The sequence below is a fragment of the Bradyrhizobium sp. MI1.7 genome, from assembly GCF_055811795.1.
The window spans coordinates 1-21,826 of sequence record NZ_JBVVPO010000007.1; the positions used below are offsets into that span (position 1 = coordinate 1).

25 protein-coding genes are annotated in these 21,826 nt (G+C 64.8%); 10 read left to right on the forward strand and 15 right to left on the reverse strand.

What is annotated here, in order from left to right; translation table 11 throughout:
- Positions 1 to 179: 179 nt before the first annotated feature.
- The 6 genes from AC0L3X_RS09455 to AC0L3X_RS09480 form a co-directional block, all read right to left on the reverse strand.
- The gene (locus AC0L3X_RS09455) at positions 180 to 803 is read right to left on the reverse strand and encodes a transglutaminase-like cysteine peptidase (RefSeq protein ID WP_028154093.1); all 624 of its coding nucleotides are present in this window, start codon (positions 801 to 803) and stop codon (positions 180 to 182) included.
- A gap of 330 nt (positions 804 to 1,133) precedes the next feature.
- Positions 1,134 to 1,745, reverse strand: a complete 612-nt coding sequence (locus AC0L3X_RS09460; RefSeq protein ID WP_063982484.1) for a PilZ domain-containing protein — start codon at positions 1,743 to 1,745, stop codon at positions 1,134 to 1,136.
- 68 nt (positions 1,746 to 1,813) lie between these two features.
- Complete coding sequence (locus AC0L3X_RS09465) at positions 1,814 to 2,980, reverse strand: MFS transporter (protein ID WP_166342418.1); 1,167 nt, start codon at positions 2,978 to 2,980, stop codon at positions 1,814 to 1,816.
- A 51-nt stretch (positions 2,981 to 3,031) separates the two neighbouring features.
- On the reverse strand, positions 3,032 to 4,279 hold the full coding sequence (locus AC0L3X_RS09470; RefSeq protein WP_354097533.1) for an MFS transporter: 1,248 nt from the start codon (positions 4,277 to 4,279) through the stop codon (positions 3,032 to 3,034).
- A 142-nt stretch (positions 4,280 to 4,421) separates the two neighbouring features.
- A complete protein-coding gene (locus tag AC0L3X_RS09475) occupies positions 4,422 to 5,219 on the reverse strand; it encodes an alpha/beta fold hydrolase (protein ID WP_354097534.1) in 798 nt (265 codons plus the stop codon).
- A 37-nt stretch (positions 5,220 to 5,256) separates the two neighbouring features.
- Positions 5,257 to 5,736 carry a GNAT family N-acetyltransferase gene (locus AC0L3X_RS09480; protein ID WP_166342415.1) on the reverse strand — a complete coding sequence of 160 codons (480 nt, stop codon included), beginning with the start codon at positions 5,734 to 5,736 and terminating at the stop codon, positions 5,257 to 5,259.
- Between the two features lie 176 nt (positions 5,737 to 5,912).
- Between AC0L3X_RS09480 and AC0L3X_RS09485 the strand changes: the two genes are divergently transcribed.
- From AC0L3X_RS09485 to AC0L3X_RS09500, 4 genes are all read left to right on the forward strand, one after another.
- On the forward strand, positions 5,913 to 7,064 hold the full coding sequence (locus AC0L3X_RS09485) for a zinc-binding dehydrogenase (RefSeq protein ID WP_166342414.1): 1,152 nt from the start codon (positions 5,913 to 5,915) through the stop codon (positions 7,062 to 7,064).
- A 3-nt stretch (positions 7,065 to 7,067) separates the two neighbouring features.
- Entirely contained in the window at positions 7,068 to 7,550 is a 483-nt protein-coding gene (locus AC0L3X_RS09490) for a DUF5680 domain-containing protein (RefSeq protein WP_166342413.1), read from the forward strand.
- Positions 7,551 to 7,655: 105 nt separating this feature from the next.
- On the forward strand, positions 7,656 to 8,072 hold the full coding sequence (locus AC0L3X_RS09495) for a VOC family protein (protein ID WP_166342412.1): 417 nt from the start codon (positions 7,656 to 7,658) through the stop codon (positions 8,070 to 8,072).
- Between the two features lie 95 nt (positions 8,073 to 8,167).
- Complete coding sequence (locus AC0L3X_RS09500) at positions 8,168 to 8,680, forward strand: hypothetical protein (RefSeq protein WP_063982492.1); 513 nt, start codon at positions 8,168 to 8,170, stop codon at positions 8,678 to 8,680.
- A gap of 23 nt (positions 8,681 to 8,703) precedes the next feature.
- On the opposite strand, the gene AC0L3X_RS09505 is transcribed toward AC0L3X_RS09500, so the two are convergent.
- The 3 genes from AC0L3X_RS09505 to AC0L3X_RS09515 all read right to left on the reverse strand — a co-directional run bounded on the left by AC0L3X_RS09505 (position 8,704) and on the right by AC0L3X_RS09515 (position 10,247).
- Positions 8,704 to 9,057, reverse strand: a complete 354-nt coding sequence (locus tag AC0L3X_RS09505) for a cupin domain-containing protein (protein ID WP_166342411.1) — start codon at positions 9,055 to 9,057, stop codon at positions 8,704 to 8,706.
- Positions 9,058 to 9,122: 65 nt separating this feature from the next.
- Positions 9,123 to 9,863, reverse strand: a complete 741-nt coding sequence (locus tag AC0L3X_RS09510; RefSeq protein ID WP_166342410.1) for a metallophosphoesterase family protein — start codon at positions 9,861 to 9,863, stop codon at positions 9,123 to 9,125.
- Positions 9,864 to 9,917: 54 nt separating this feature from the next.
- A complete protein-coding gene (locus AC0L3X_RS09515; protein ID WP_354096238.1) occupies positions 9,918 to 10,247 on the reverse strand; it encodes a hypothetical protein in 330 nt (109 codons plus the stop codon).
- 244 nt (positions 10,248 to 10,491) lie between these two features.
- On the opposite strand from AC0L3X_RS09515, the gene AC0L3X_RS09520 reads away from it, so the two are divergent.
- Positions 10,492 to 12,465, forward strand: a complete 1,974-nt coding sequence (locus tag AC0L3X_RS09520; protein ID WP_354096239.1) for a DEAD/DEAH box helicase — start codon at positions 10,492 to 10,494, stop codon at positions 12,463 to 12,465.
- A 77-nt stretch (positions 12,466 to 12,542) separates the two neighbouring features.
- On the opposite strand, the gene AC0L3X_RS09525 is transcribed toward AC0L3X_RS09520, so the two are convergent.
- Both AC0L3X_RS09525 and AC0L3X_RS09530 read right to left on the reverse strand, forming a co-directional pair.
- The gene (locus AC0L3X_RS09525; protein WP_135216652.1) at positions 12,543 to 12,839 is read right to left on the reverse strand and encodes a hypothetical protein; all 297 of its coding nucleotides are present in this window, start codon (positions 12,837 to 12,839) and stop codon (positions 12,543 to 12,545) included.
- Between the two features lie 117 nt (positions 12,840 to 12,956).
- Positions 12,957 to 13,463: a GNAT family N-acetyltransferase gene (locus AC0L3X_RS09530; protein ID WP_283018892.1), complete on the reverse strand. Its 507-nt coding sequence runs from the start codon at positions 13,461 to 13,463 to the stop codon at positions 12,957 to 12,959.
- A gap of 145 nt (positions 13,464 to 13,608) precedes the next feature.
- On the opposite strand from AC0L3X_RS09530, the gene AC0L3X_RS09535 reads away from it, so the two are divergent.
- Both AC0L3X_RS09535 and AC0L3X_RS09540 read left to right on the forward strand, forming a co-directional pair.
- Entirely contained in the window at positions 13,609 to 13,995 is a 387-nt protein-coding gene (locus AC0L3X_RS09535; RefSeq protein WP_166342408.1) for a COG4315 family predicted lipoprotein, read from the forward strand.
- A 529-nt stretch (positions 13,996 to 14,524) separates the two neighbouring features.
- Positions 14,525 to 15,016: a phasin gene (locus tag AC0L3X_RS09540; protein ID WP_224517346.1), complete on the forward strand. Its 492-nt coding sequence runs from the start codon at positions 14,525 to 14,527 to the stop codon at positions 15,014 to 15,016.
- A 292-nt stretch (positions 15,017 to 15,308) separates the two neighbouring features.
- On the opposite strand, the gene AC0L3X_RS09545 is transcribed toward AC0L3X_RS09540, so the two are convergent.
- The 3 genes from AC0L3X_RS09545 to AC0L3X_RS09555 form a co-directional block, all read right to left on the reverse strand.
- Complete coding sequence (locus AC0L3X_RS09545; protein ID WP_283016914.1) at positions 15,309 to 16,103, reverse strand: Crp/Fnr family transcriptional regulator; 795 nt, start codon at positions 16,101 to 16,103, stop codon at positions 15,309 to 15,311.
- 143 nt (positions 16,104 to 16,246) lie between these two features.
- On the reverse strand, positions 16,247 to 16,675 hold the full coding sequence (locus AC0L3X_RS09550) for a cupin domain-containing protein (protein ID WP_028150261.1): 429 nt from the start codon (positions 16,673 to 16,675) through the stop codon (positions 16,247 to 16,249).
- Between the two features lie 64 nt (positions 16,676 to 16,739).
- Positions 16,740 to 17,294, reverse strand: coding sequence for a PAS domain-containing protein (locus AC0L3X_RS09555; protein WP_041958462.1), 555 nt, complete (start codon positions 17,292 to 17,294; stop codon positions 16,740 to 16,742).
- A 466-nt stretch (positions 17,295 to 17,760) separates the two neighbouring features.
- Here AC0L3X_RS09555 and AC0L3X_RS09560 point away from each other — a divergent pair, with 466 nt between their 5' ends.
- Entirely contained in the window at positions 17,761 to 18,567 is an 807-nt protein-coding gene (locus tag AC0L3X_RS09560) for a rhomboid family intramembrane serine protease (protein WP_166342407.1), read from the forward strand.
- 190 nt (positions 18,568 to 18,757) lie between these two features.
- Complete coding sequence (locus tag AC0L3X_RS09565) at positions 18,758 to 19,186, forward strand: CBS domain-containing protein (protein ID WP_166342406.1); 429 nt, start codon at positions 18,758 to 18,760, stop codon at positions 19,184 to 19,186.
- Between the two features lie 19 nt (positions 19,187 to 19,205).
- On the opposite strand, the gene AC0L3X_RS09570 is transcribed toward AC0L3X_RS09565, so the two are convergent.
- Positions 19,206 to 20,249, reverse strand: coding sequence for a patatin-like phospholipase family protein (locus AC0L3X_RS09570; RefSeq protein WP_063982500.1), 1,044 nt, complete (start codon positions 20,247 to 20,249; stop codon positions 19,206 to 19,208).
- A gap of 245 nt (positions 20,250 to 20,494) precedes the next feature.
- Between AC0L3X_RS09570 and AC0L3X_RS09575 the strand changes: the two genes are divergently transcribed.
- Positions 20,495 to 21,568, forward strand: coding sequence for a hypothetical protein (locus AC0L3X_RS09575; RefSeq protein WP_166342405.1), 1,074 nt, complete (start codon positions 20,495 to 20,497; stop codon positions 21,566 to 21,568).
- Positions 21,569 to 21,826: the final 258 nt, after the last annotated feature.

A 21,826-nucleotide genomic window follows, 5' to 3' on the forward strand; every position in this document is an offset into this window, starting at 1 on the left:
TTGAACGCCAGGGGGGGCTTTTCCCCGGCGGGGGGGGGGCCGGGGTCGGCCCTGGGGTTTTGGCCCCCCAAAAAAAATGTGGCGCCCCGCATTGGGGGTTGGGGGGGCCGCGCGCGAACCGGTCTGGGACGGGGAGGGGTGGGGATGTGACCGGGCCGCGTAACTCGTTTTCCTGACTGCTAGTTCTTGGCGCTGGCGGTGGAGACCGCCGGCTTGGTGTCGCCGAGCGAGACCCAGACGTTGGGATCGCTCTGTGACTGGCGCTTGACGAAGCGGTAGCCGGTCTCCGTCCAGGCAACGACGTTCTCGTTCTGATTGTCGAGAACGAACTCGCCCTTGTCGGTCTTCACCGTCAGCACCGCGTGTCCTTCGCCCTTCTTGTCCCGCACGACGGTGATGAGCAGGGCCTCGCGCGGCCATCCGGCATCGATCAGCATCTTGCGCTTCAGCAGCACGTAGTCTTCACAATCGCCGTAACCGTCGGTCGGCAGCGACCACTTCTCGATCACGCCCCAGTGCTCCTGGTCGGTCAGAGGTTTGACGGTCTCGTTGACCCAGCGATTGACCTTGACGAGGTCGCGCCATGCGGCCTGCGACATCACGATGTCGCGCGGTTGCGTCGGCGCGCCCTGGCACTGGGCGGCATTATCCGCACAGAACTCGACCCAGCCGATCGGCGCACGCGTGGTGTCGCCGAGGCTCGCGTAGAGCAGACGGCCTTCGCCGGCCTGCGCTGCCGCGCTGATCCCGAAGAGCATGGCAGCCAGTGCCAGCCCTTTCCCCTGTCCCCTGAAGTCCAACATTGCGGCCCCCGTTTCTTGTTGGGACCACATTTCGCATGGAGCTTTTGAGTTGCCGCTAAGTCGGCCAAGTCAAGTCGAGACGAATACAAGTAAAAGGCGCGATGAATTCGATCTATACTTGAATCGAATTCGACTAAGATTTGAAATGACTTCAATTGATTCAAATTTTATCTATTAACGCGGAAACGCTGGCGGAACTGTTGTTTGCGCGCGCACGCGGCCCTCGCGTTAACCCGCGCGAGGCGGTCGCCGGACACGAAAAAGGCGGCGTCCGCATCGCGGAAGCCGCCTTCAGGGCTGGAAATACAGGCGTTTTAGCGTCCTTGCGCTTTACCGCGCGGTAACGCTCTCTTCGAGAGTCTCTATCGGCTGCTCGTGCATGAACTCCAGCGCGAAGCCGTCCTCGAGGTTTCGGACCACGCGGCCCTGGACCCGGCCGAGCAGCACGATCGATTTCACCGGCGGGCGGTTCTCCGCGGCAATGGCGGCACCGGACAGCGAGAGGTCGATGATGCGGCAGGTCATCTTGGTGCCGTCCTCGAGCGTCAGCACCGCGATCGGGTTGCGCGGCACGATACGGTCGTGGCGGCGATCCTCCGGCAGATTGAGGATGTCGCGGTTGGCAAGCCAGGTGAGCTGGGCCGCCAGCTTGTCGCGCTTGCGGGGCGTCGCCCCGACCGTCATGGCGAAACCGTTGTCGATGATGCGGGTGATCTTGCCCTCGACCCGGCCGATATGGTCGAGATAGGCGACCACGCGGTCGCCGACATTGCCGATGCCGGGGGCCAGAAGCGCCAGTCCGCCCGGCGACATGTTGATCACCTGGCAGGGGAATTCCCGGCGGTCCGGCAGCATGTAGCGGCCGAGCAGATGAACCTTCACCCGCTGGAAACGCCGACGCTCCTCGGCGGCCGGAAGAAATTTTTTGTTCGCCAACGCCATTTTCACAACCCGACCCCCCGCCTGGCGGAGTCCGGGACGACCCTAAGGTGCACAGGGTTAACGCCGCGTTAGGATTGGGCGCGTCGATTACGGACAGACACAATGCGCTCGAAAAGCCACATCAACGGCGGGCAGGCCAGCACCGTCAGCGCGCCGAGGTCGAGCGCCACCGCGGCCGTCCCGGCCGATTTGGCCAGCCGGCCGGCCACCGCCGGCCCCAGCATCATCGCGGCATAGAAGAGAGTGTAGAACACGCCCATGCCGATCGCCCTTGTTTCCGGCGCGAGCACGCGGGCGGCCAGGCTCATGATCGGGCCGGCCGGATGGCCGCCGATCAGGCCGATCAGGACGAGGACCGTGATCACTGCATCCGATCGCGGCAACCAGGCCAGCAGCCCGGCCACGATGAGGCTGGCTGCGGTCGCGAGCGTGAGCGGACGCTTGAAGCGGTCGGCGAGGTAGCCGCCTGCCGGCACCGAGATCACCGACAGCCACATCACGAGGCTGATCGCGGAGCCTGCCGCCGCAATGCTCCAGCCGCGCTCGGCGAGCAGGGAGGGGCCGAACGAGAAGATCATGGCGAAGCCGACATTAAAAAGTCCCCAGATCAGGCCCGCGACGATCACCGCCAGCAGTGCGAGGGGATCGAGCCGGCCTGGGCCGGCCGCGCTGACTGTGGCTCCCGGCGGCGACTGATAGAGCGTGATCAGCACGATACCGATGGCCGTGAGTGCGCCCGCCGTCAGGAACACCGCGCTTGCGCCATAGGCCGTGCCGATCGCCGGCAGCACCAGCAGCGAGATCGCGACGCCGGCCGGCCAGGAGTTGACGAAGATCGCCATCGCGGTCGCGATCTCCTTCCCGGCGAACCAGTCGGTGCCCATCTTGGTGAGCTGCACCGTCAACAGCACGCCGCCGGCGCCGGAGACGAGCCGGCCTGCCATCTGCCAGCCCCAGATGTCGGTGGTGGCCATGACGAGGCTGCCCGCGGTCATCAGCAGCAGCGCTGCGATCGTCGTCGGCTTGTCGCCAAGAGTCCGGCCGATCGCGCCGCCCGGCAGCGCCAGCACGATGCCGGGGGTGAAATAGAGTCCGATCAGGATGCCGATATCGGCGAGCCCGACGCCAAAGGTCTGTTGCAGCAACGGCGCGACAGCGGCCACGCTCTGGAACTGGAACGCGATGGTGAGGCGCACGACGAACAGGATCGCAAGAATGCCCCAGCGATTGCGCAACGCCTCATCTCCTCAGGCCCATCTCGAGGGTGCGGTGGGGAGGGACGATAGTCAACCGGCCGTCTTCCTCGTCGCGCGCCCATAGAGAAGACACAGCAGCGCCAGCAGCACCGCGGCCGAGAGCCCGAGAGACCAGTGAATGCCGATCGCCGCGCCGAACAGGCCGACGGTGATGCCGCTGAAGGCCCGCATCCCGAGCCCGGCCATGTTGTAGAGGCCGACGACGCGGCCGCGGATATCGTGCGGCGCGTTCAACTGCACCAGCGCCTGCGCCATGGTGTTGAACGACAGCTCGAAGAAGCCCGCAAAGAACAGCAGCACGATCGCGACCGGATAGATCCGCACCGCGGCGAAGCCGAGCAGCGCCACGCTCCACAGCATGGCGAGCGTGATCGCGGTGCGCGGCGTGCCCTTCAACCGTCCCCAGGATTCCAGCGCGATGCCCGCAAGCAGTGCACCTGCTGCGTCGGCCGCGAGCAGCACGCTGTAGGAGACGCCGGGATCGCCGTGGCCGAGATCGCCGGCAAAGCCCGGCATCTGGGCGTGATAGGCGTTGCCGATCATGAAGGAGGTGAGGCCGGCGAGCCACGTCATTGCGGTCAGCACCGGCTGCGTGCCGATGGCACGCATCGTCAGCACGATATCGGCAAGGCCGCGCACCGCAAAGCGCCGCACCGCGACACTCTTGTCGCGTACCGGCGCCCAGAACAGCCAGAGCAGCATCGGCAGGTAGAACAGCGTGTTGAAGATGATGCCGTGCGAGGTGCCCAGCGTGAGCATGATGGCGCCGCCGACGGCGGGGCCGACCAGGATGCCGAGATAGCGCGCCATCGCATTCAGGCGCACCGCGCTCGGAAGATCCGCGGGACCGACGAGGTCGTAGAGCAGAAGCTGGTTCGGCGTCTGCCACAGCACGCCGGCGCAGCCATGGATCACCAGCAGCAGCATCGCGTGCCACATCTGGATCGTATCGGTGATGAAGAAGAAGCCCCATCCGGCCGAGGCCACGATGAACAGCAGCATGCCGCATTGGATGATGCGCCGCGGATCGAACCGGTCGGCGAGCCCGCCGACCGCGACCGAGAACAGCAGGAACGGCAGCCAGTGCGACAGCACGGCAAAGCCCCCCAGCGTCGGCGAATGGAATTTTTGGAACACCACCCAATAGCTGATCACATGCTCGATGTTGTCCGCCATCATCGCCAGCACGTAGGCGATGAACTGGAGCCGGTACGGCACCGACTTCATCGCCGCGAACGATCCGGACGCGACAACAGGATTTTGGGGAAGGGGGTTCAAGCGATCACCAGGGTGAGACCCTTGGGGCCATACACGTTCGCCGCCGGCCGCTCAAGACACTTGGGTGTGTGTCCGTGGCCCGCAATCCGGGACCGCCGGCCCCGCATTCCGCAGAGCTCCATGCGGGCTACGAAGCGGCGAGTCACGCGATCTCCGTCGCCAGAAACGACCTGACCACCGCAGCAAACTCATCCGGCTTGTCATATGGCAACCCATGGCCCGCATTCGCGATCACCTCATGGCTGAGGTGTTGATTGAGCCCCTGCAGCTCCCGCGCCGTTTCGACGGAGACAACGCCATTGTCTCCGATGACAAGCAGGCTCGGGACGGCAATGGCTTTGACAAGCTCGCGATAATCCGGGTTCGGCGGCGTGAGAACCTCGAAGGCGCTGATCTCGGTCCGCAGCCGCGCATCAACGATCAGGTCAAGCAGCTCGGATGAGCGGTGCGGATGCCGCCGCCGGGCCTCGGCCAGTACCTCATCCTTGTCCCGAGCGAGAAGCCGGCGATGCTGCTCGGCGACGTCGCTCCGGTAAACCTCGCGCTGGCGCTCCGGTGCCAAGAAAGTCGGATCGGCGAGGATAACGCTGCGAATGGCCGTACCCATCTCGCTCGCAACCACGGCGGCGGTCATGCCGCCCATGGAATGGCCGAGCAGGATCGGGGCAGTCAGCCCGAGCGCGTCAATGAGGCCGATGACGTCGGCTGCGAGATCGCAGTACCGATACCCGCCGGACGGTGCGCTCGACGCGCCATGTCCTCTCGCAGAGGGCATGATGACGTCGTAGCCGTCCTCGAGAGCGCGCGCCAACGGTGTCCAGCAGGCGCCGCTTCCGGTCAGACCATGCAGTGCAATCAGCGCAGGCTTGTCGTCCCCGGTCCGTAAATAATGGATGTCGATGCCATTTGCCGCGCAGGTTCGGCTCGTCCAGTTTGTCATTCGCAACGACTGTCAAAGAATCAACGCCGACGCCATCCTACCCCAGCGCCTTGACGTAAACCGCATACGGCACGCCCAAAATATCCGGCGCCTCGCGAACCCTGGTAAACCCCATCCGCAGATACATCGGCAGCGCGACCGTCATAATCGGCGTCGTATGCAGGGCAATGGCCGGAGACTGGTCGCGTTCGGCGCGGCGCAGGCATTCCTCGGTCAATTGCCGGCCGATGCCCTTGCTGCGCGCGGCCGGATCGACCACCAGCATGCGGATGACCGGCCACGCCGGATCGAAGAAGGCCGGCTTCGGGGCTTGCGGTCCGATATAGGCGACGGCGCCGACGATCTGGCCGCCATCCTCGGCGATGATGATCTCGCCGGTTTTGGCAAGCTCCGGCATCTTCGCGACATGGGTCGTAAACAACGGCCAGTCGGAATAGTGCTGCTCGAACTCCGCGAATGCCGCGAGAGCGACGCGCACGATCGCTTCCGCATCCGTTGGCTGATAGTCACGTAGCATCGACGTTGTCCTTGTAGCCCGGATGGAGCGAAGCGTAATCCGGGCCGCCGGTCCCGCATTTCGCGCTGCTCCATGCGGGCTACGAGACACACGCTTGGCACGACCGCGCATCTCACATACGCTTTGCCTCACGCCCGCACCATCAATCATAACAGACGGGCAGCGAGGAAACACCCATGGACCAGATCCGCGTCTGCACTCACGCAGGACCGGGCTCGGAGCCCGTCATCAAGACCGTGCCATGGCCGAAGGTCGGCAAAAAGGCTGCGCTGATCAAGGTCGGCGCCTGCGGCGTCTGCGGCACCGATCTGCACATTCTCAAAGGGCATTGGCCGAAGCCGCTGCCCTGGCCGTTCACGCTCGGCCACGAGCTCGGCGGAATCATCGTCGAATGCGGCGACGAATTCACCGAGGACTTCATGAGCAAGCCGCTGACGGTCGGCTCGAAAGTGATGATCCCGCCGCTGATGCCCTGCGGCCATTGCTATTACTGCATCCATTATCCGCAGACCGCCAACAAGTGCCTGACGCCGGTCTATTACGGCCGCTATCTCGGCTTCGACAAGGCGCCGCATATGTGGGGCGGCTGGGCCGAATATGTCTATGTCGATCTCGAGATGCTGCCGGGCACCAAGATCTACAAGCTGCCCGACGACATGTCGCTGCGGCTGGGCGCGCTCTCGGAGCCGCTAACGTCCTGCATCCGCGCCTTCAACCGCGCCAGTCGCGCCGGTGGTTTTTCCTGGGGCGACACGGTGGTGATCCAGGGCTCGGGTCCGATCGGCATTCTCGCGGTCGCGGCCGCCAAGGAGATGGGGGCAGGGCGTGTGATCTGCGTCGGCGCGCCGGAAGAGCCGCGGCTCAAGCTCGCGCGCGAGTTCGGCGCGGAGGCGACGGTGAACATCGAGGAGATCAAATCGCCGCAGGAGCGCATCGCCCGTGTGCGCGAGATCATAGGCCACTTCGGCGCCGATCTCGTGATGGATTGCTCGGGACATCCGACCGCCGGCCCCGAAGGCATCGAGATGCTCCGCGACGGCGGCACCTATGTCGAGATGGGTCAGTTCACCGATGCCGGCTCGATCGAGACCTCCTGGCACCGCATCTGCACCAAGGACCTCAACGTGCTGGGATCCTGGGGCTTTACCGGTAATGATCTCCCGCTCGGCGTCGACATGCTCTACCGCACGCGTGACAAATATCCCTGGCTGAAGATGCAGACGATCTATCCGTTCACGGAAGTGGGCGTCGCGCAGGCAGTGAGGGATGCGATGGCGATGAAGACGGTGAAATCGACCATCGTGCCGTGGCCGGAATTGGTGGACTAGACAATGCCGTCCATTCCACCCGATCTCGCTGCGTTCCTGGTCGAAGCCAAGCGGCGCACCTATGCGGGGCTGGACGACGACGCGACCGTGGCCGCGCCGCTGCTCGCCGGCTCCAAGCAGCTCGAGCATCGCGCGCCACCTTTTGCCTATCGCGATATCTATTTCGGGATGGGGTTTTTCGTTGGCCAAGAGACCGTGTCACGGGATGACCGTGTCATCTGGTCGATGAGCTACAGCGGCGGCGCCCGCGCGGACATCACGGATCGGTCCACGCTGCTCGAGATCTACAAATTCCTGCGCCGGGCGCTGTTGGGCGTAAGCGTCGAGGAGCCTTATCGGGGACCGCGCCTGTTCGAGCAGGCAGGCATGACTTACCGCAACGAGGTCGAAAGGGCGCTCGATCGCTTCCACGGCGTCGAGACGATCTCGCGGCATGATGGCGCACCGCTGTACGAGCTGCGCTATAGCGGCGGTTTGTTGCGATAATTCTTGAACCTTGTAGCCCGGATGGAGCGCAGCGCAATCCGGGGCCGCCGGTCCCGCATTCCGCTCCATGCGGGCTACGAGCCTAAGTTTGGAATGAGGGCTACAATGACAGACGAACCTAACCCGCACACCCGCTCCCCCTTCAGCGCCATTGGCGCGATCGACTACACCGTCATCTTCGTGCGCGACATGGCGGCGATGCGCCGGTTCTACGAGGACGTTCTCGCCTTTCCGCTGCTGCGCGAGCTCTCGCCGAACTGGATCGAGTACGGCCTCGGCGGCAATACGCTGGCGCTGGCGAGACCGAGCCGGACCGCGGCCGACGCGCCGACACCGGCAGGCAGCGCCTCGCTGCAGCTGGCCTTCAAGGTGTCCGCGACCGAGGTCGATCAATGTGCCGATGAACTGGTGCGGCAGGGCGTGGCGCTGCTGTCACCGCCGACGAACCAGTCGTTCGGACACCGGACGCTGTTTTTTCGCGATCCCGACGGCAATTTGCTGGAGGTCTATGCCGAGATCTGAGGCGCCCAAAAAGTTCCATCGGGAATCCCCGATCTATCCATGTTAAGGTGAAACTTAGGCCCAGGTTCCGACTTTCACTTCACGGGAGAGGTATCGTGAAGCGAATCCTGAAACCCGTTACTTACATCCTGGCGGCCATCTACTTCCTGGTGGATGCCGTCTTCATGGCCGTCGCGCGGCCAATGGCGCGCTGGATTGGGCGGCATTTCGAATTCAAGTGGTTGCGCACCTGGATCAGGTCGCTGTCCCCTTATCCCTCGCTCGCCCTGTTTTCCGTGCCCGTGATCATTCTGGAGCCGATCAAGCCCGTGGCGGCCTACCTCGCTGCAACGGGTCAGGTCGTGAGCGCCGCCGTGACTTTCATCATCGGCGAACTGCTCAAGCTCGTGCTGGTCGAGCGCCTGTTCCATCTCACGCGCGACAAGCTGATGCGGATTCCGGCGTTCGCCTGGGCGTACGGCAAGTTCTCTGAGGTGAAGGCGTGGCTGCAGGCAACCGACGCCTGGCGCGCCATCCGCGCCCTGAGCCGCGCGGCGAGGGACACAGTTGCACGGGTAAAGGCGAGGCTGGTCGGCCGCTTCAGCAAGCTGGCGACCTCCAGGGATTAGACGCGCGCCAAGCGCGTTGTCCTCTATGCGAGCTTGCGTGCTGCGGCGGTGGCCTTGTCGCCCGTGTTCGGGGTGCCGGTGGGCTCGATGAGCAGGAGGTGAACCTCCTCGCGTGCCACCGGGCGATGCTCGACCCCTTTGCGCACGACATAGAGTTCGCCCGGGCCGAGCGTCACCGTGCGATCCCGCAATTCGATGTCCAGACTGCCTTTCAGGACGAGAAAGAAATCGTCGGTGTCATCGTGCTTGTGCCAGGTGAACTCGCCCTTCACCTTCACCACCATCACGTCGCAATCGTTGAAGGTCGTGACCGTGCGCGGCGACCAGAAATCCCCAAAGGTCGCGAGTTTGTCGGCAAGCGATATCTTGTCGCCCATGTTTCACCCCGTTGCTCTCTCGTGAGGTACGATTTGAGATCGAATGACCGACGTGGCAAGGCCAGCTATTTGACATGTCCTGATAACATGGCCTCCGCCCATTCCGGGCGGCCGTTGGCGAGCGCCTGCGCGGACGCGGCTTCCCAGTCGTATTCCAGGGCCAGCAGTTCGACTTGCCAGCCTCTTGTTCGTTTCGTGAGGATCGCGTAGCGGGCGTGAGGCGAGCGATGCTCCAGGTTTGCGGCAAAAGGAATGTCCGCGAACACCGGGCAACCAACGCTGCCGGGATTGAGGACCAGGCGGTCGCCCGGGCCCTGAACAGCCGCTTGGCGGTGGCTGTGACCACACAGCACGACACGCGCCGTTGGCGCGCTCGAAAGGCGCGCGGTCAGCACGTTGCGACGCGCCGGCACGAAGCGGCCGTCCTCGAGCGCTTCTTCGAGCAGGCACGTCGTATCGTCGTCGGGTGTGCCGTGGCAGGCCAGGATCCCGTCGTCCAGCCGTATTTGGGAGGGCAGGCTGTGAAGTGCGCGGCGCTGCTCCGCGGTCAATGCGCTACGCGCAAACAGACCTGCCGGCGAGAGCTTGTCGTCTGGAAACTCCTCAATCCAGCGATCATGATTTCCGCGCACCGTCGGCAACGACAGCGACTGGAGAGCCTCGAAAGTTTCCTTTGGCCACAGCGGGCTGGTGACGCAATCGCCGAGGTTGACCGTACGATCGACGCCGCGCGCCTTGATGTCGGCCAGCACCGCTTCCAACGCAGCGAGATTGCCGTGGATATCGGAAATGACTGCCAATCGCATCGTCATGCTCCCCGTGCTGCTTTGCCTGAACTTAACTCTGCCAGGTCACCGGACCTATCTAGCATCGGCTGATGGGACGTTCACCAACCAGCCATGGCTGATCTGATGTTCCTTCACCACCGTCGCGCCGACGACCTTGGTCCCCTCCAGCTCCCGCACGATCCGCTCGTCCGGCCCGACGATACCGAGATCGAACTCGCGGTCCGGCGTGATGAGGATCATGCGCTGGCCCATGATGGCCGGGCGTTCGGCATAGATCGCGCAGCCCTGGCCGGGTTTGCAGTGCCGGCACCAGCTTCCAGCCGGTTTGGCCAGCGCCTCGATGGCCATGACCTTGCAGCAAAGCGTGCAATCGCCGCAGGCGCGTTTGGCGGAAGGCGTCACGTGGTCGTCCCCCTCTAAGCCGGTTGGCTTCAGGTTAACGGAGGTGGCCGCGAACGTCCGCTGCAACCTTCAGGCGCGGTTCTTTCCGTCAAGCCATGCATCATAGGCATGGTGATTCAAGAGCACTTGGCGTAAAGAGCGCCCTGATCACATCCAGCGTGCGGCCGGGCCGTTTGCCGCGCACGCAACTCAGGTCCGCCGGTTCACCGTTCCGCGCCTGACATTAACCAAGGTTCTCCATCCCGTGTCTTTTCCGGCCCTGACCCCGCCGCTCGCCCACGCTTTGGCCGAGCGGAACTATGATTCACCCACCCCCGTCCAGCTCGCCGTGCTCGCGGACGAAGCCGCCGACCGCGACCTCCTGGTTTCGGCCCAGACCGGCTCCGGCAAGACCCTCGCGTATGGCCTCGCCATGGCCAAGGATCTGTTTGGCGATGCCGAGCGGTTCGAGCAGGCGGGTGCGCCGCTCGCCCTGATCGTGGCGCCGACCCGCGAGCTCGCCTTGCAGGTTCAGCGCGAACTGGCATGGCTGTATGGGCATGCCGGCGGGCGGGTCGTCTCCTGCGTCGGCGGCATGGATCCGCGGCGCGAGCAGCGCGAGCTTGCGGCGGGCGCTCACATCGTCGTCGGCACGCCCGGCCGGTTGTGCGACCATTTGCGTCGCGGCCGTCTCGACATCACGGAATTGAAAGTGGTCGTCCTCGATGAGGCCGACGAGATGCTCAATCTCGGCTTTCGCGAGGACATGGAATTCATCCTCAAGACCACGCCGGAGACACGCCGCACGTTGCTGTTCTCGGCGACGTTTCCGCGCGGTATCGTGGCGCTGGCCAAGCAATATCAGCAGCAGGCGTTTCGGATCGAGGTCGCCGGCGATGAAGGCGGTCACGCCGACATCGAGTACCGTGCCATCCGGGTCGCCCCCGGTGATGTCGAACATGCCGTCGTCAACGTGCTGCGCTTCTTCGAGGCCCCGAGCGCGCTGGTGTTTTGCAGCACGCGCGATCACGTCAGGCATTTGCAGGCGGCGCTGCTGGAGCGCGGCTTCTCCGTGGTCGCGCTGTCAGGCGAATTGACGCAGAACGAGCGGACCACGGCGCTGCAGTCGCTCCGGGACGGACGCGCTCGCGTCTGTGTGGCGACCGACGTCGCCGCCCGCGGCATCGACCTGCCGAGCCTCGATCTCGTCATCCATGCCGATCTGCCCAACGACGCCGAGGTGATGCAGCATCGCTCCGGCCGCACCGGGCGGGCGGGCCGCAAGGGGACGAGCATCCTGCTGGTGCCGCCTGTACGGCGGCGACGTGCGGAAATGCTGCTGAATGTCTCGGGGATCGACGCGGTCTGGGGAACGGCGCCTCAAGCTGAGGAAATCCGCAAGCTCGATCACGACCGCATGAAGGACGTGTTGTTCACCGAGGAGACGACCGCGGACGATCTGGTGCTGGCGCAGGCGCTACTGGCCGAGCGGTCGGCCGAGGATATCGCAGCCGCACTCGCGCGGCTCTATCGCGCACGGCTGCCGTCGCCCGAAGACATCATCGATCCCGGCGAGCGGGCCGGCCGGCCGCGCGACGATCGCGGGCGCGACAATGTCCGCGCACCGCGCGACGATGCCCGTACTTTGCGCGGCGATGATCGCCCCGAAAGAGCCCGACCCAAATCAGGAAAATCGTCGGCGAAACACGGCATGGCAGACGGCAGCGTCTGGTTCCGGGCCAACATCGGACGAAGAAAGAATGCGGAAGCACGCTGGCTCTTGCCGATGATCTGCCGCCGCGGCGGCATCGACAAGGGCGACATCGGCGCCATCAAGATCATGGACACGACGACCGAGTTCGAAATTTCCGAGCGGGTCGCGGAATCCTTCGCTGCCAAGATCAAGCGTCCGGACAAGGAAGACAATATCCGCCTCGAGCCGATGACCGATGCGCCGCAGCGGCAGGCGCCTTCGGAGGAGCGGTCAAAGCCGCCCCGGCGCGAGAGCGGCGACAGCGATCATCGTGAACGTCGCGACGATCGCCCGCGCGATGCAGCTGGGTTCAAGCCCCGCGACAAGGCTCACGGCGAGCGCAGGCCGAAATTCGACGATGCTCCTTCGTTCGGAAAGAAAAAGAAGCACAAGAACAAGCCTGGCCATGCCGAGCCGGCGGTCACGCCGTGGCCGTTGAAGGGCGCGCCTGGAAAAAAGAAGGCGAAGAAAAAGCATCGGGGCTGAACTGCGCCTGATTGTGCAGACAGCAATGATGCCGCCGGATTGCGCCGGCGACATCATCTGAAAAGTCAGCTGCGAACTCAGCGGCCACCGCCGCCGCCGCCGCCACCACCTCCGCCGCCGCCACCGCCGGCATCACGCATCGACGAGCTGTAGCGGGGGTCGGTCTGCTTCATGTAGATGGGCGAGGTGTCGTGAGTGAGGTTGACGCGGCTTCTGCCACCCGGGGTCGGCGTCTCGACTAGGATACCGCAGCCCTCGAAGAAGGCGGAATCGCAGCCGTAGGTCCGGACCTGCGCCGCGTTGGCACTGGTCGCGCTGAACGCGGCCGCCGCAGCGAATGCAATCAAAGCAACTTTCGACAATGTGAGTTTCATGGAAATTCTCCAGTCTCGGTTAGGCGAGACCAGAACGGCCCGCGCACACCTTCGACGGGGGGTGATCGAAGGCGGTTCGAGGGACGGCTTCACGCCCGCGTGAGCCGGGCGGGGACGTTATGTCGCAGCGAGGTCGCGAAGCATGTAGGTCGCGCCTTCGCCATAGGAGGCGAGCTTTGCACGCGCTTCCGCATCCGCCGCGACGGGCCGAAAGCCGAGATGCTCCCACAACGGCCGCGTGGCGTAGACCGAGACCAGCGCGAGCGTTGTGATGTGTGATGCGCGCGCGAGCTTCTCGATAGCGGCAATATAATCGCGCGCGACGCCACCGCGGAAATCGGGCAGCACGGCGACGTCGTGCACGTAGAGACAATCCGCATCATCTGGCAGTTGTTGAAGGAAGCCGTTGAGCGGCGGAATGCGGTGCTGCTTCCACGGATGCGCGAGCCCGTAGCCGGCGATCTCTTCGTCGGCGATGAGCAGTCGGCAGCCATCGGGATAGAGCCGCATCTTCTCCGCGAACACGTCGGGACTCTCAGGGAGATCGGGATGGATCCGCGCTGCGATCGCGCTGATCGCGACCAGGTCGGAGGCGCGCGCGGGACGCCAATGCGGCTTGCTCATGTCGGTCCGTTGGTCGGTCTCACCCATTCAGTTTATTCCGTCGCGACGATGCGCGCAGCGAAAATATCTTTGCCGGCGTCCCAGGAATACGAAGCGTTGCGCGGCGTCCTACCCCATGCAAGCCAATTGCATGACAGGAGAACCCATGACGTCCTCGATCCGCCTCGCGCTCACGCTCGCCGTATCGCTCGCCATCATCCCCGCCGCCTTCGCCGCGCCGCCGACCAAGACCGGCAAGACCGACAAGGGCAACGTGCTCACCGACGCCAAGGGCATGACGCTCTACACCTTCGACAAGGATGCGGACGGCAAGTCTGCCTGCAACGGACCGTGTGCGACAAACTGGCCGGTGCTGAAGGCCGAGGCGAGCGATGCCGCGGCCGACGGCTACACCGTCATTGCGCGCGACGACGGATCCAGGCAGTGGGCTTACAAGGGCAAGCCGCTCTACACCTTCGCCAAGGACCAGAAGCCCGGCGACATCACCGGCGACGGCTTTCTGAACGGCGCCTGGCATCTGGCGATGCCGTGAGCGGACAATCCGCCGCGGCAATGCGAGGTGGTGTCTGACATTGACGGGATGCCACCGGTCTCGTGCCTCGGACGCAGCGCAACGCCGCATTGGCGATGCGACGTATCGTTCAATGCGGTGCGCTGCGGTGCGGCTCCATCAACTCGCAATCAATCAATGACAGGGCGCCATCTGGAAACGGCCGAATCCTCGCCGCGCCCCAGCGGAAGGCCACCGGCGCCGGCGCCTCCGAACCGCTCGCCGGACTGATCTCAAGTTGGCGGGAGTAATCGCGACAACTTCGAAGAAGAGAGAATGCCGCCCGTGGCGCGCCGTCGCTTGAATCGAATTTATTCAAGTCGAGAGTCCGAAAGCGAACCGAAGGCCCGATTTTGGTTGGTCATAGTTGGTTCCGGCAGGGGGCGCGAGCGGCATATCGGCAGCAGCATCCCTCCATTTGAGAGTAGGGGCACTGGTTTCCCGGTGCGGTCCGCACCTGGGAGCTTCTGGGAGTCTTCAATCCATTATCTGGTTTCGCGTGAGGGGATGAATGACCATGAATGATGCCAATCTGAAAGCCGAGACGAACGCCACTGCACTGAATGGGACGGCGAATGGCGGTGCAATGCCCAGGTTCGACATGCCATTTTTCAACTTCCAGGCGATCTTCGGCGATCTCGCCGAGCAGGGCGCCGCCCGGGCCAAGGCAAATTTAGAGCGGATGAGGGCGGCTTCCGAGGAGATCACCGAAGCGCTCCGCGAAGCCTGTTCGACCAATGCCACGCGTGCCGCCGATTACGGCACCAAGGTCATCGAAATATCAAACATCAATACCAGCTCGGCGCTGGAGTTCATGTCCCAGCTTGCGGATGTGAGGTCGTTTGCGGATGTCGTGAACCTCTCCACCAGCCACAGCCGCAAGACCTTTGAAGCGGCTTCTCGCCAAAACCGGGAGCTTTGGGACCTCGCCCAGAAGGTCGCAACCGAGACGGCCGAGCCGATCAAGAAGAGTTTCAACCTGGTTCTGCATAGGGCTGCTTGAATCGAGGCTACTGGCCGCGTGGATCGGCTGGACGAGCGTCTTCGCCAGAAGGGGCGCGGTCCAGCCGAGGCGGTGAAGCCTTGCCGTGAGAAGCCTTGCCGTGAGGTGATGCCAAGCTGGAGGAAGTCAGGATGGGTATGGTGATGATCAAATGCCCGGAAACGGGCCACGCCATTCCGACGGGCATCGAGATGGATCGCGAAAGATTTCGGTGCAGTACGGTGTTCTTCTCGCGCACATATTGCGGGATGTGCGCGGCGACGCATGAGTGGTTCGCCAGAGAGGCCTGGGTCTATGAATCGGTCTTGGCGAACGGGAAGTCCGGGGGCGGGCAGCCATTCCGCGCGGGCGCGGTGTGAAGCCGCCTGACGGCATCCTGCGAAACGATCCGATCGATCCTGCGGCTCATCACCTTGTAGCACTCGCAGGCGACGACCTCGAGCCGGGGCCGATCGATCTCGAGTTGGCCGCGCCGACTGGATTTCAGGGCCCTTGAGGTTCGAAGTGCGCTCACGACGTGCGTGACGGTGGTCCGCCGGACGCCGAGCAATTCCGACAACGTCTCTTGCGTCAGGTGCAGGACGTCACCACTGCCCTCCGTCCGATCGTGAATGTGAAGCAGCCAGCGGGCGAGGCGGGCCTCGACGGAGTGCAGGGCATTGCAGGCCGCGACGTGCAGGAATTGCGTCATCATCGCCCTGGTCACAATCTGAACCGCGCTTGCGAGGGCGGGACTGCGTTCGAGCGTCGCTTGAAATCGCGCGGGCGAGATCTGCAGTGCGGTCCCGGCCACGCGGACAACCGCCGTCAGGGGGGATCGGACGGGGCCGAGCGCCGTCATGAGGCCGACGACGCCGTCGTTGCCGATCACGGCGGTTGCGGCCGTTTGTCCGTTCGGCAACTCCATGATGAGGGCGATCGCGCCGCTGCACGGGAAGCAAAGGTGCTCGACCCGGTCCCCCGATCGAACCAGGACTGCATCGTGCTGGAGCGGTACTTTCCGGAGATACGGTGCAAGCAAAGCGAAGTCGGCCGGCGGTAATGCAGCTAACAGGCGATTACCAACTCTGGTCGCGTGCTCCATCACGGGGAATCGTCCCTCGACGGAGGCCCGGCGGCGAGCAAACGCATCGTCTCCGGCCGAGCCGCGTTGCCGTGCAGGCATATGCCCGGCAAACAGCTAAACGTCCTGCAGCAGGTAAGGTTCCAATGATGGATCGCGAGCCTGGCTCACGCTGCCGGCGCGGGCACCAGTCCGTAGCGCAGCATCGTCTCTTTCATCTTTGCGGGATCGGGTGGCGCGCCGGCCGACAGGAGTGCGGCCATCTCCGTGAAATATTGCGGGCCCAGCACCCCGGGGCTCAGGATGCACAGGCATGTTGCCGGTCCCGTCGAACGGTTGGTGAAGCCGTGCACGATGCCGCGCTTGATGAAGACCGATTCTCCGGGGCCGAGATCGTTCTGCTTGCCGTCGATCGTCCAGGTCGATACGCCGGACAGCCCGTAGATGGTTTCGTCCCAGCGGTCGTGATAATGCGGGATCGGCATCCGCGCATTCGGCTGGAGCGTCATTTCGAAGATGTCGACGCTGCCGCCGGTGTCGTCCTTGCTGTGCAGGAAGCGGAGCTGAAGCGTACCGAAACTGATGATGTCGGACATGGCTGTGTCATTCCGGTGAGAGGCTGCATCGAGGTCGCGGCGTTCGCCCTCGTCGAAACGAAAGCTACCTCAGCCCCTCATACACCATCAGCCCGCGTGCGATCTGCAATTTGCGGATTGCGCGCGGCAGCAGCTTCTCCGGCTGATGCAGATAGCGCCAGGAGGTGAGGGCGAATGCGGACAACGCGCCGCATTCGTCGTTGAACGGTGCGAGCACGCCGGTGACACTCACCGGCGTATGCGGGCGGGCGTTGAAGGGCAGCAGCAGCAGCTCGAGATGCGCCTTGCTGCCATCCTCGCGCGCGGCGGTGACGCCGGCGATCGCACCTAACGTCTCGTCGGCGACGATCGTGGTGATCTCCTCGATCTCGCTGCGGCTGGCCTCGGTGAACAGCGCCGCAAAGCTCTGGTCCTTGAGGTCGAGCCCCGCGAGCGCGCAGACGCGCGTGCCAGCGACGCGGAACGGGAAGCCGAGGTTTTGTTCGCAGGACAGCACGAAGATATCGCCGAGCAGGCCGCGGACAGCGGCTGGATCGATATCGGCCCGATCAGGGGCCCGCGCAGTGCCGCGCTTCTTGTCCCAATACGCGAAGAACGCGCGGCTCGACGGATGTTTCATGACTGAACGCTTACCCCGGGGCGCTAGCTCGCGGGACAAACCTGTCCCGCTTCAGTGCACCCGCGATCCCTTCTGTTGTTGTGCAGGAGGGGATTTGCAGCGTCCATGCCGTGGAGGCGTTTTCGGGCCCCCGGAGGCGGTCTTTGCGTCGTTAACGTTAAATTAACTATCCGCTTTCCGTCCGGCGCGCCGCTGCTATGGTGATCGCGGTCGCAAGCCTCGCCGCTTTCATCCAGGTTCTCGGCGGGGCCTGTACACGGGCGTCAAACAGTTTGGTCGCGGGCCGCGGGGAGGGGTGGGGATACTCCTTATTCCTCTGGGTACCGGAAGACCGACACGGACAGGCAGGGCTTTCCCAGGGCCCTGCCTTTTCCTTTTGTGCACTTGCGCAAGGCCGGCAAAGGCGACTATCTCCAAGGCTGTCGTTAAGCCTGTCGCTCCGATCGCGCCTGAAAGCGAAGCTGCCTTGGATTCCCCGCAAGATTTTCCGCCGGAGATACCGGCCGTTGTCGAGGAAGCTCCGCGCGAGCCGATCCTGACGCTGCCGGTCGCGCTGACCGCCTATATCCTCCTTTTGGCGGTGATCCATCTGCGGGTGCTGCTGCCGCCGGAGCTCGAGAACTGGACCATCGACGTCTTCGGCTTCATCCCGAAACGTTACGATTCCTCGCTGCTCAACCTGCAGATCCCCGGCGGGGCCGGCGCCAAGGTCTGGACCTTCGTCACCTATTCGCTGCTGCACGCCAATCTGACCCATCTCGGCTTCAACGTGCTGTGGCTGCTGCCGTTCGGCAGCGCGCTGGCGCGGCGCTTCGGCGCGATCAGGTTCTTCCTGTTTCTCGCGGTGACGGCAGCGGCCGGCGCGCTCGCCCATCTCGTCACCCATGAGCACGCGGTGGCGCCGATGATCGGCGCCTCGGCCTCGGTGTCCGGCGCGATGGCGGCGGCGATCCGCTTTGCCTTTGTCCGCGGCAGCTTCCTGTCGTTCAGCCGATCAGACGCCGATACCGCCGCAAGGGTTCCGGCACTGCCACTGTCGCGCGCACTGCGCGACGGGCGGGTGGTCGGCTTCCTCGCCGTTTGGTTCGGCGTCAACATCATCTTCGGCGTCGGCGCGATCGGCGTCGATTCCGAAACCACGAGCGTCGCCTGGCAGGCGCATATCGGCGGCTTCTTCGCGGGCCTTCTGCTGTTCGCGCTGTTCGATCCCGTGCCGCGCGTGCGAAACGATGCTGCGGATGCGTCATCACAGGACATTTCAAACCGCATTTGAAGCGGCGCTTGCGGCGCCGCCCGAATTCATCCATCATTCCCGAGAAGAATGTTCCGAAGCGACAAGCCGCTAGCGGCGATGCTTCGCGAAGCGCCTCAGCGTGCAACCGGCGCCTAAACTGTTAGTTGAAGACTCGACGAACAAGTCCGGTCCGCGAAATGCGGACGGATCCGATTCAGGGAGGCCGACAATGACGGTACGTTCCATTCTCAACACCAAGGGCCACCAGATCATGAGCGTCGAGCCCGACGCCAAGCTGGCTGCCGCGGTCAAATTGCTCGGCGAGAAGAAGATCGGCGCGGTGCTGGTGATGAACCAGAGCCGGCTCGAAGGCATCCTGTCCGAGCGCGACATCGTGCGCGTGATCGGCGAGCGCGGCGCCGTCGCGCTGGAGGAGCCGGTCTCTCAGGTCATGACCCGCAAGGTGGTGACCTGCAAGGAGACCGACACGGTCGCCGAACTCATGGAGACGATGACCACCGGCAAGTTCCGGCATCTGCCCGTCGTCGACGGCGGCAAGGTGGTCGGCCTGATCTCGATCGGCGACATCGTCAAGCGCCGCGTCCAGGAATACGAGGCCGAGCAGGAAGCCCTGCGCGACTACATCAAGACGGCCTGAGCGGCCTTACTCGTCGGCCTCACTCGTCTGCCTTGGGCTCGCCCGCCTTGGGCGCGCTGCCCGCGGGCGCCGGCGCGAGCACCTCGATCGCCTCCTGGATCGACTCCAGCGCGCGCTCGGCGGCGCGCGTGCCGTGCGCGATCAGATCCTCGCCGCGGTGGAAGTCGAACCAGCCGAAATGACCGACCCGCGGCGTGATCAGGAGATCGGGCGGATCGCCGGCGAGGCGCGCGCGGGTAATGCGGTCCTGCATGATGTTGAAGGCGTCGACCATCACCGAGGAGATGCCGGGCCGTCCGGCGCCGCCGAAGAACTCGCGCTTCATGGTCTTCTCGGGCGAGAACAATCGCGGGAAGCGCCGCTTCGCCGTGGTCGCCTCCGCCGCCGGCGGGACCGTCTCGGGCACCGCGCCGTGCGAATAGATCGTCGTGGAATGGGTGAAGATGTCGCTGGAAAGATTTGCGGCAATGACGATTTCGGCGCCGAGCGCGCGGGCGGCCGAGACCGGCACCGGATTCACCAGCGCGCCGTCGACCAGCCAGCGGTCACCGATCAGGACGGGCGAGAAGATGCCGGGCAGGGCGTAGGAGGCGCGCATGGCGTCGACCACGCGCCCGCGCGTCAGCCAGATCTCGTGGCCGGTACGGACCTCGGTTGCGACGGCGGCGAACTTGATCGGAAGATCCTCGATCAGGGTCTGGCCGACCGCATCCTCGAGCCGGGTCGCCAGCTTCTCACCGCCGATCAGGCCGGAGCCGCTCAGTCGGATGTCGAGATAACCGAGGATGTTGCGCATCCCCTGCAGGCTGCGTCCCCACTCCTGCAGCGTATCGAGCCGGCCGGCTGCATAGAGGCCGCCGACCACGGCGCCGATCGAGGTGCCGACCACGACGTCAGGCACGATGCCATTGGCGGCCAGGGTTCTGAGGATGCCGATATGGGCAAAGCCGCGCGCCGCGCCACCGCCGAGCGCCAAGCCAATGACCGGCCGTCGCACGCTGCCAAGACCGACCTTCTCTCCATTGGAGCCGTTCGCGCCCCGACCCTTCAAGATATCAAGCACCGAAACCCTCCTACCCCGGGCCAGCCCTCACAGCAGAGTAGGCGCCGTACTTCCGCTCCGCCAGAACGAGGGCAAAGCATGGTTTATACCGTTCGGGGAAGCAGGGGGCAGGAGTGTGGCGAGGAGAGGCTGCCTCCCGTTTAATCACGCAGGCGTCAACCGGGTTCCAAAGAACCGTATCGGGCGGTATTCCTTGGGGATTCGGAGGCTTGAATTTGCCGCGTTTTCGGTGAAAAGCAGGTGGCATGACTCTCGGGGGTGACGGCATCATCGGATGGCGGCGCAGCACATCGCTGCTGCCGACGCTTTTTCTTGCTGCCTGCCTCTCTATCCTTGGCCAAAATGCTGCGCTGGCGCAGCTTTTCTCCGATCGTCCGCCCCCGGTGCCGCCCGCCTCGGTGCCCGACCCCGGCGGCGCAGTCAGCCTCGCGCCCCCCACCGGCCCGGGCGCTGCCCCGCCGAGCCTGCCGCCGACCCTGCTGCAGCCGAACACGCCCAGCATGCCGCCGCCCGCGGTCAGCACCGTGCCGGCGGCCCCGCCGCTCAACGCGGCCGTGCCCGGCCAGGGCGTTCTGTCGCTGACCGCGAAATACGGCAAGGACACACCCGCGATCACCAGCGGCCTGGTCTGGCGCGTGTTTGCCGACCGTCCTGACGAGAACGGCACCTTCAAGCTGATCCGCGAGGATCGGAACGCCACGCCGAACATCGTGCTGCCGCCGGGGAATTACGTCGTGCACGTCGCCTTCGGCCTCGTCAGTGCGGTGCGCACCGTCAGCCTGAAGGCCGAGACCGACCGCGAATCCTTCGTGCTGCCGGCCGGCGGCCTGCGCATCGAGGGGCGCGTCGGCACCAGCCGCATTCCGCAGAACCAGATCTCGTTCGCGATCTACAAGGGCAGCCAGTTCGAGTCCGGCGAGCGCGCCTCGCTGGTCCCGAACGTCGCCGCCGGCGACGTCGTGCTGATCCCGGAGGGCACCTACTACATCATCTCCAATTATGGCGACGCCAATTCGGTGGTGCGCTCGGACATCCGCGTCCAGGCCGGGAAGCTCACCGATGTCACCATCACCCACCGCGCCGCCGTGATCACGCTGAAGCTCGTCAGCGACAGGGGCGGCGAGGCGCTCGCCAACACCGCCTGGTCGGTGCTGACCCCCGGCGGCGACGTCATCAAGGAATCGATCGGCGCCTTCCCGCGCGTCGTGCTCTCCGAAGGCGAATACCGCGCCATCGCCAAGAACGAGGGCAAGGTCTACGAGCGCGGCTTCAACGTCGTCAACGGCGTCGACGGCGAAGTGGAAGTCGTCGCGCGCTAGTCTCGTGTCCCGGACGCGGTGCGGCATGCAATGCCGCTCCGTAGAGCCGGGACCCAGGAAGCCACAAGCACATATCTCGATAGATGGGCCCCGGCTCAGCGGCGCACCGCTGAAGGAGCGCTGCGCCGCGTCCGGGGCACGAGAGCGCCGTTTCGACGCGCAGCTGTTTCCCCACCGTCATTTGGGGGGGGGGCGCGCCGCGACCCGCGGCGCGCGGGGGGGGAGGGGGGGGTTTTGGGGGGGGGGGGGGGGGGAGCG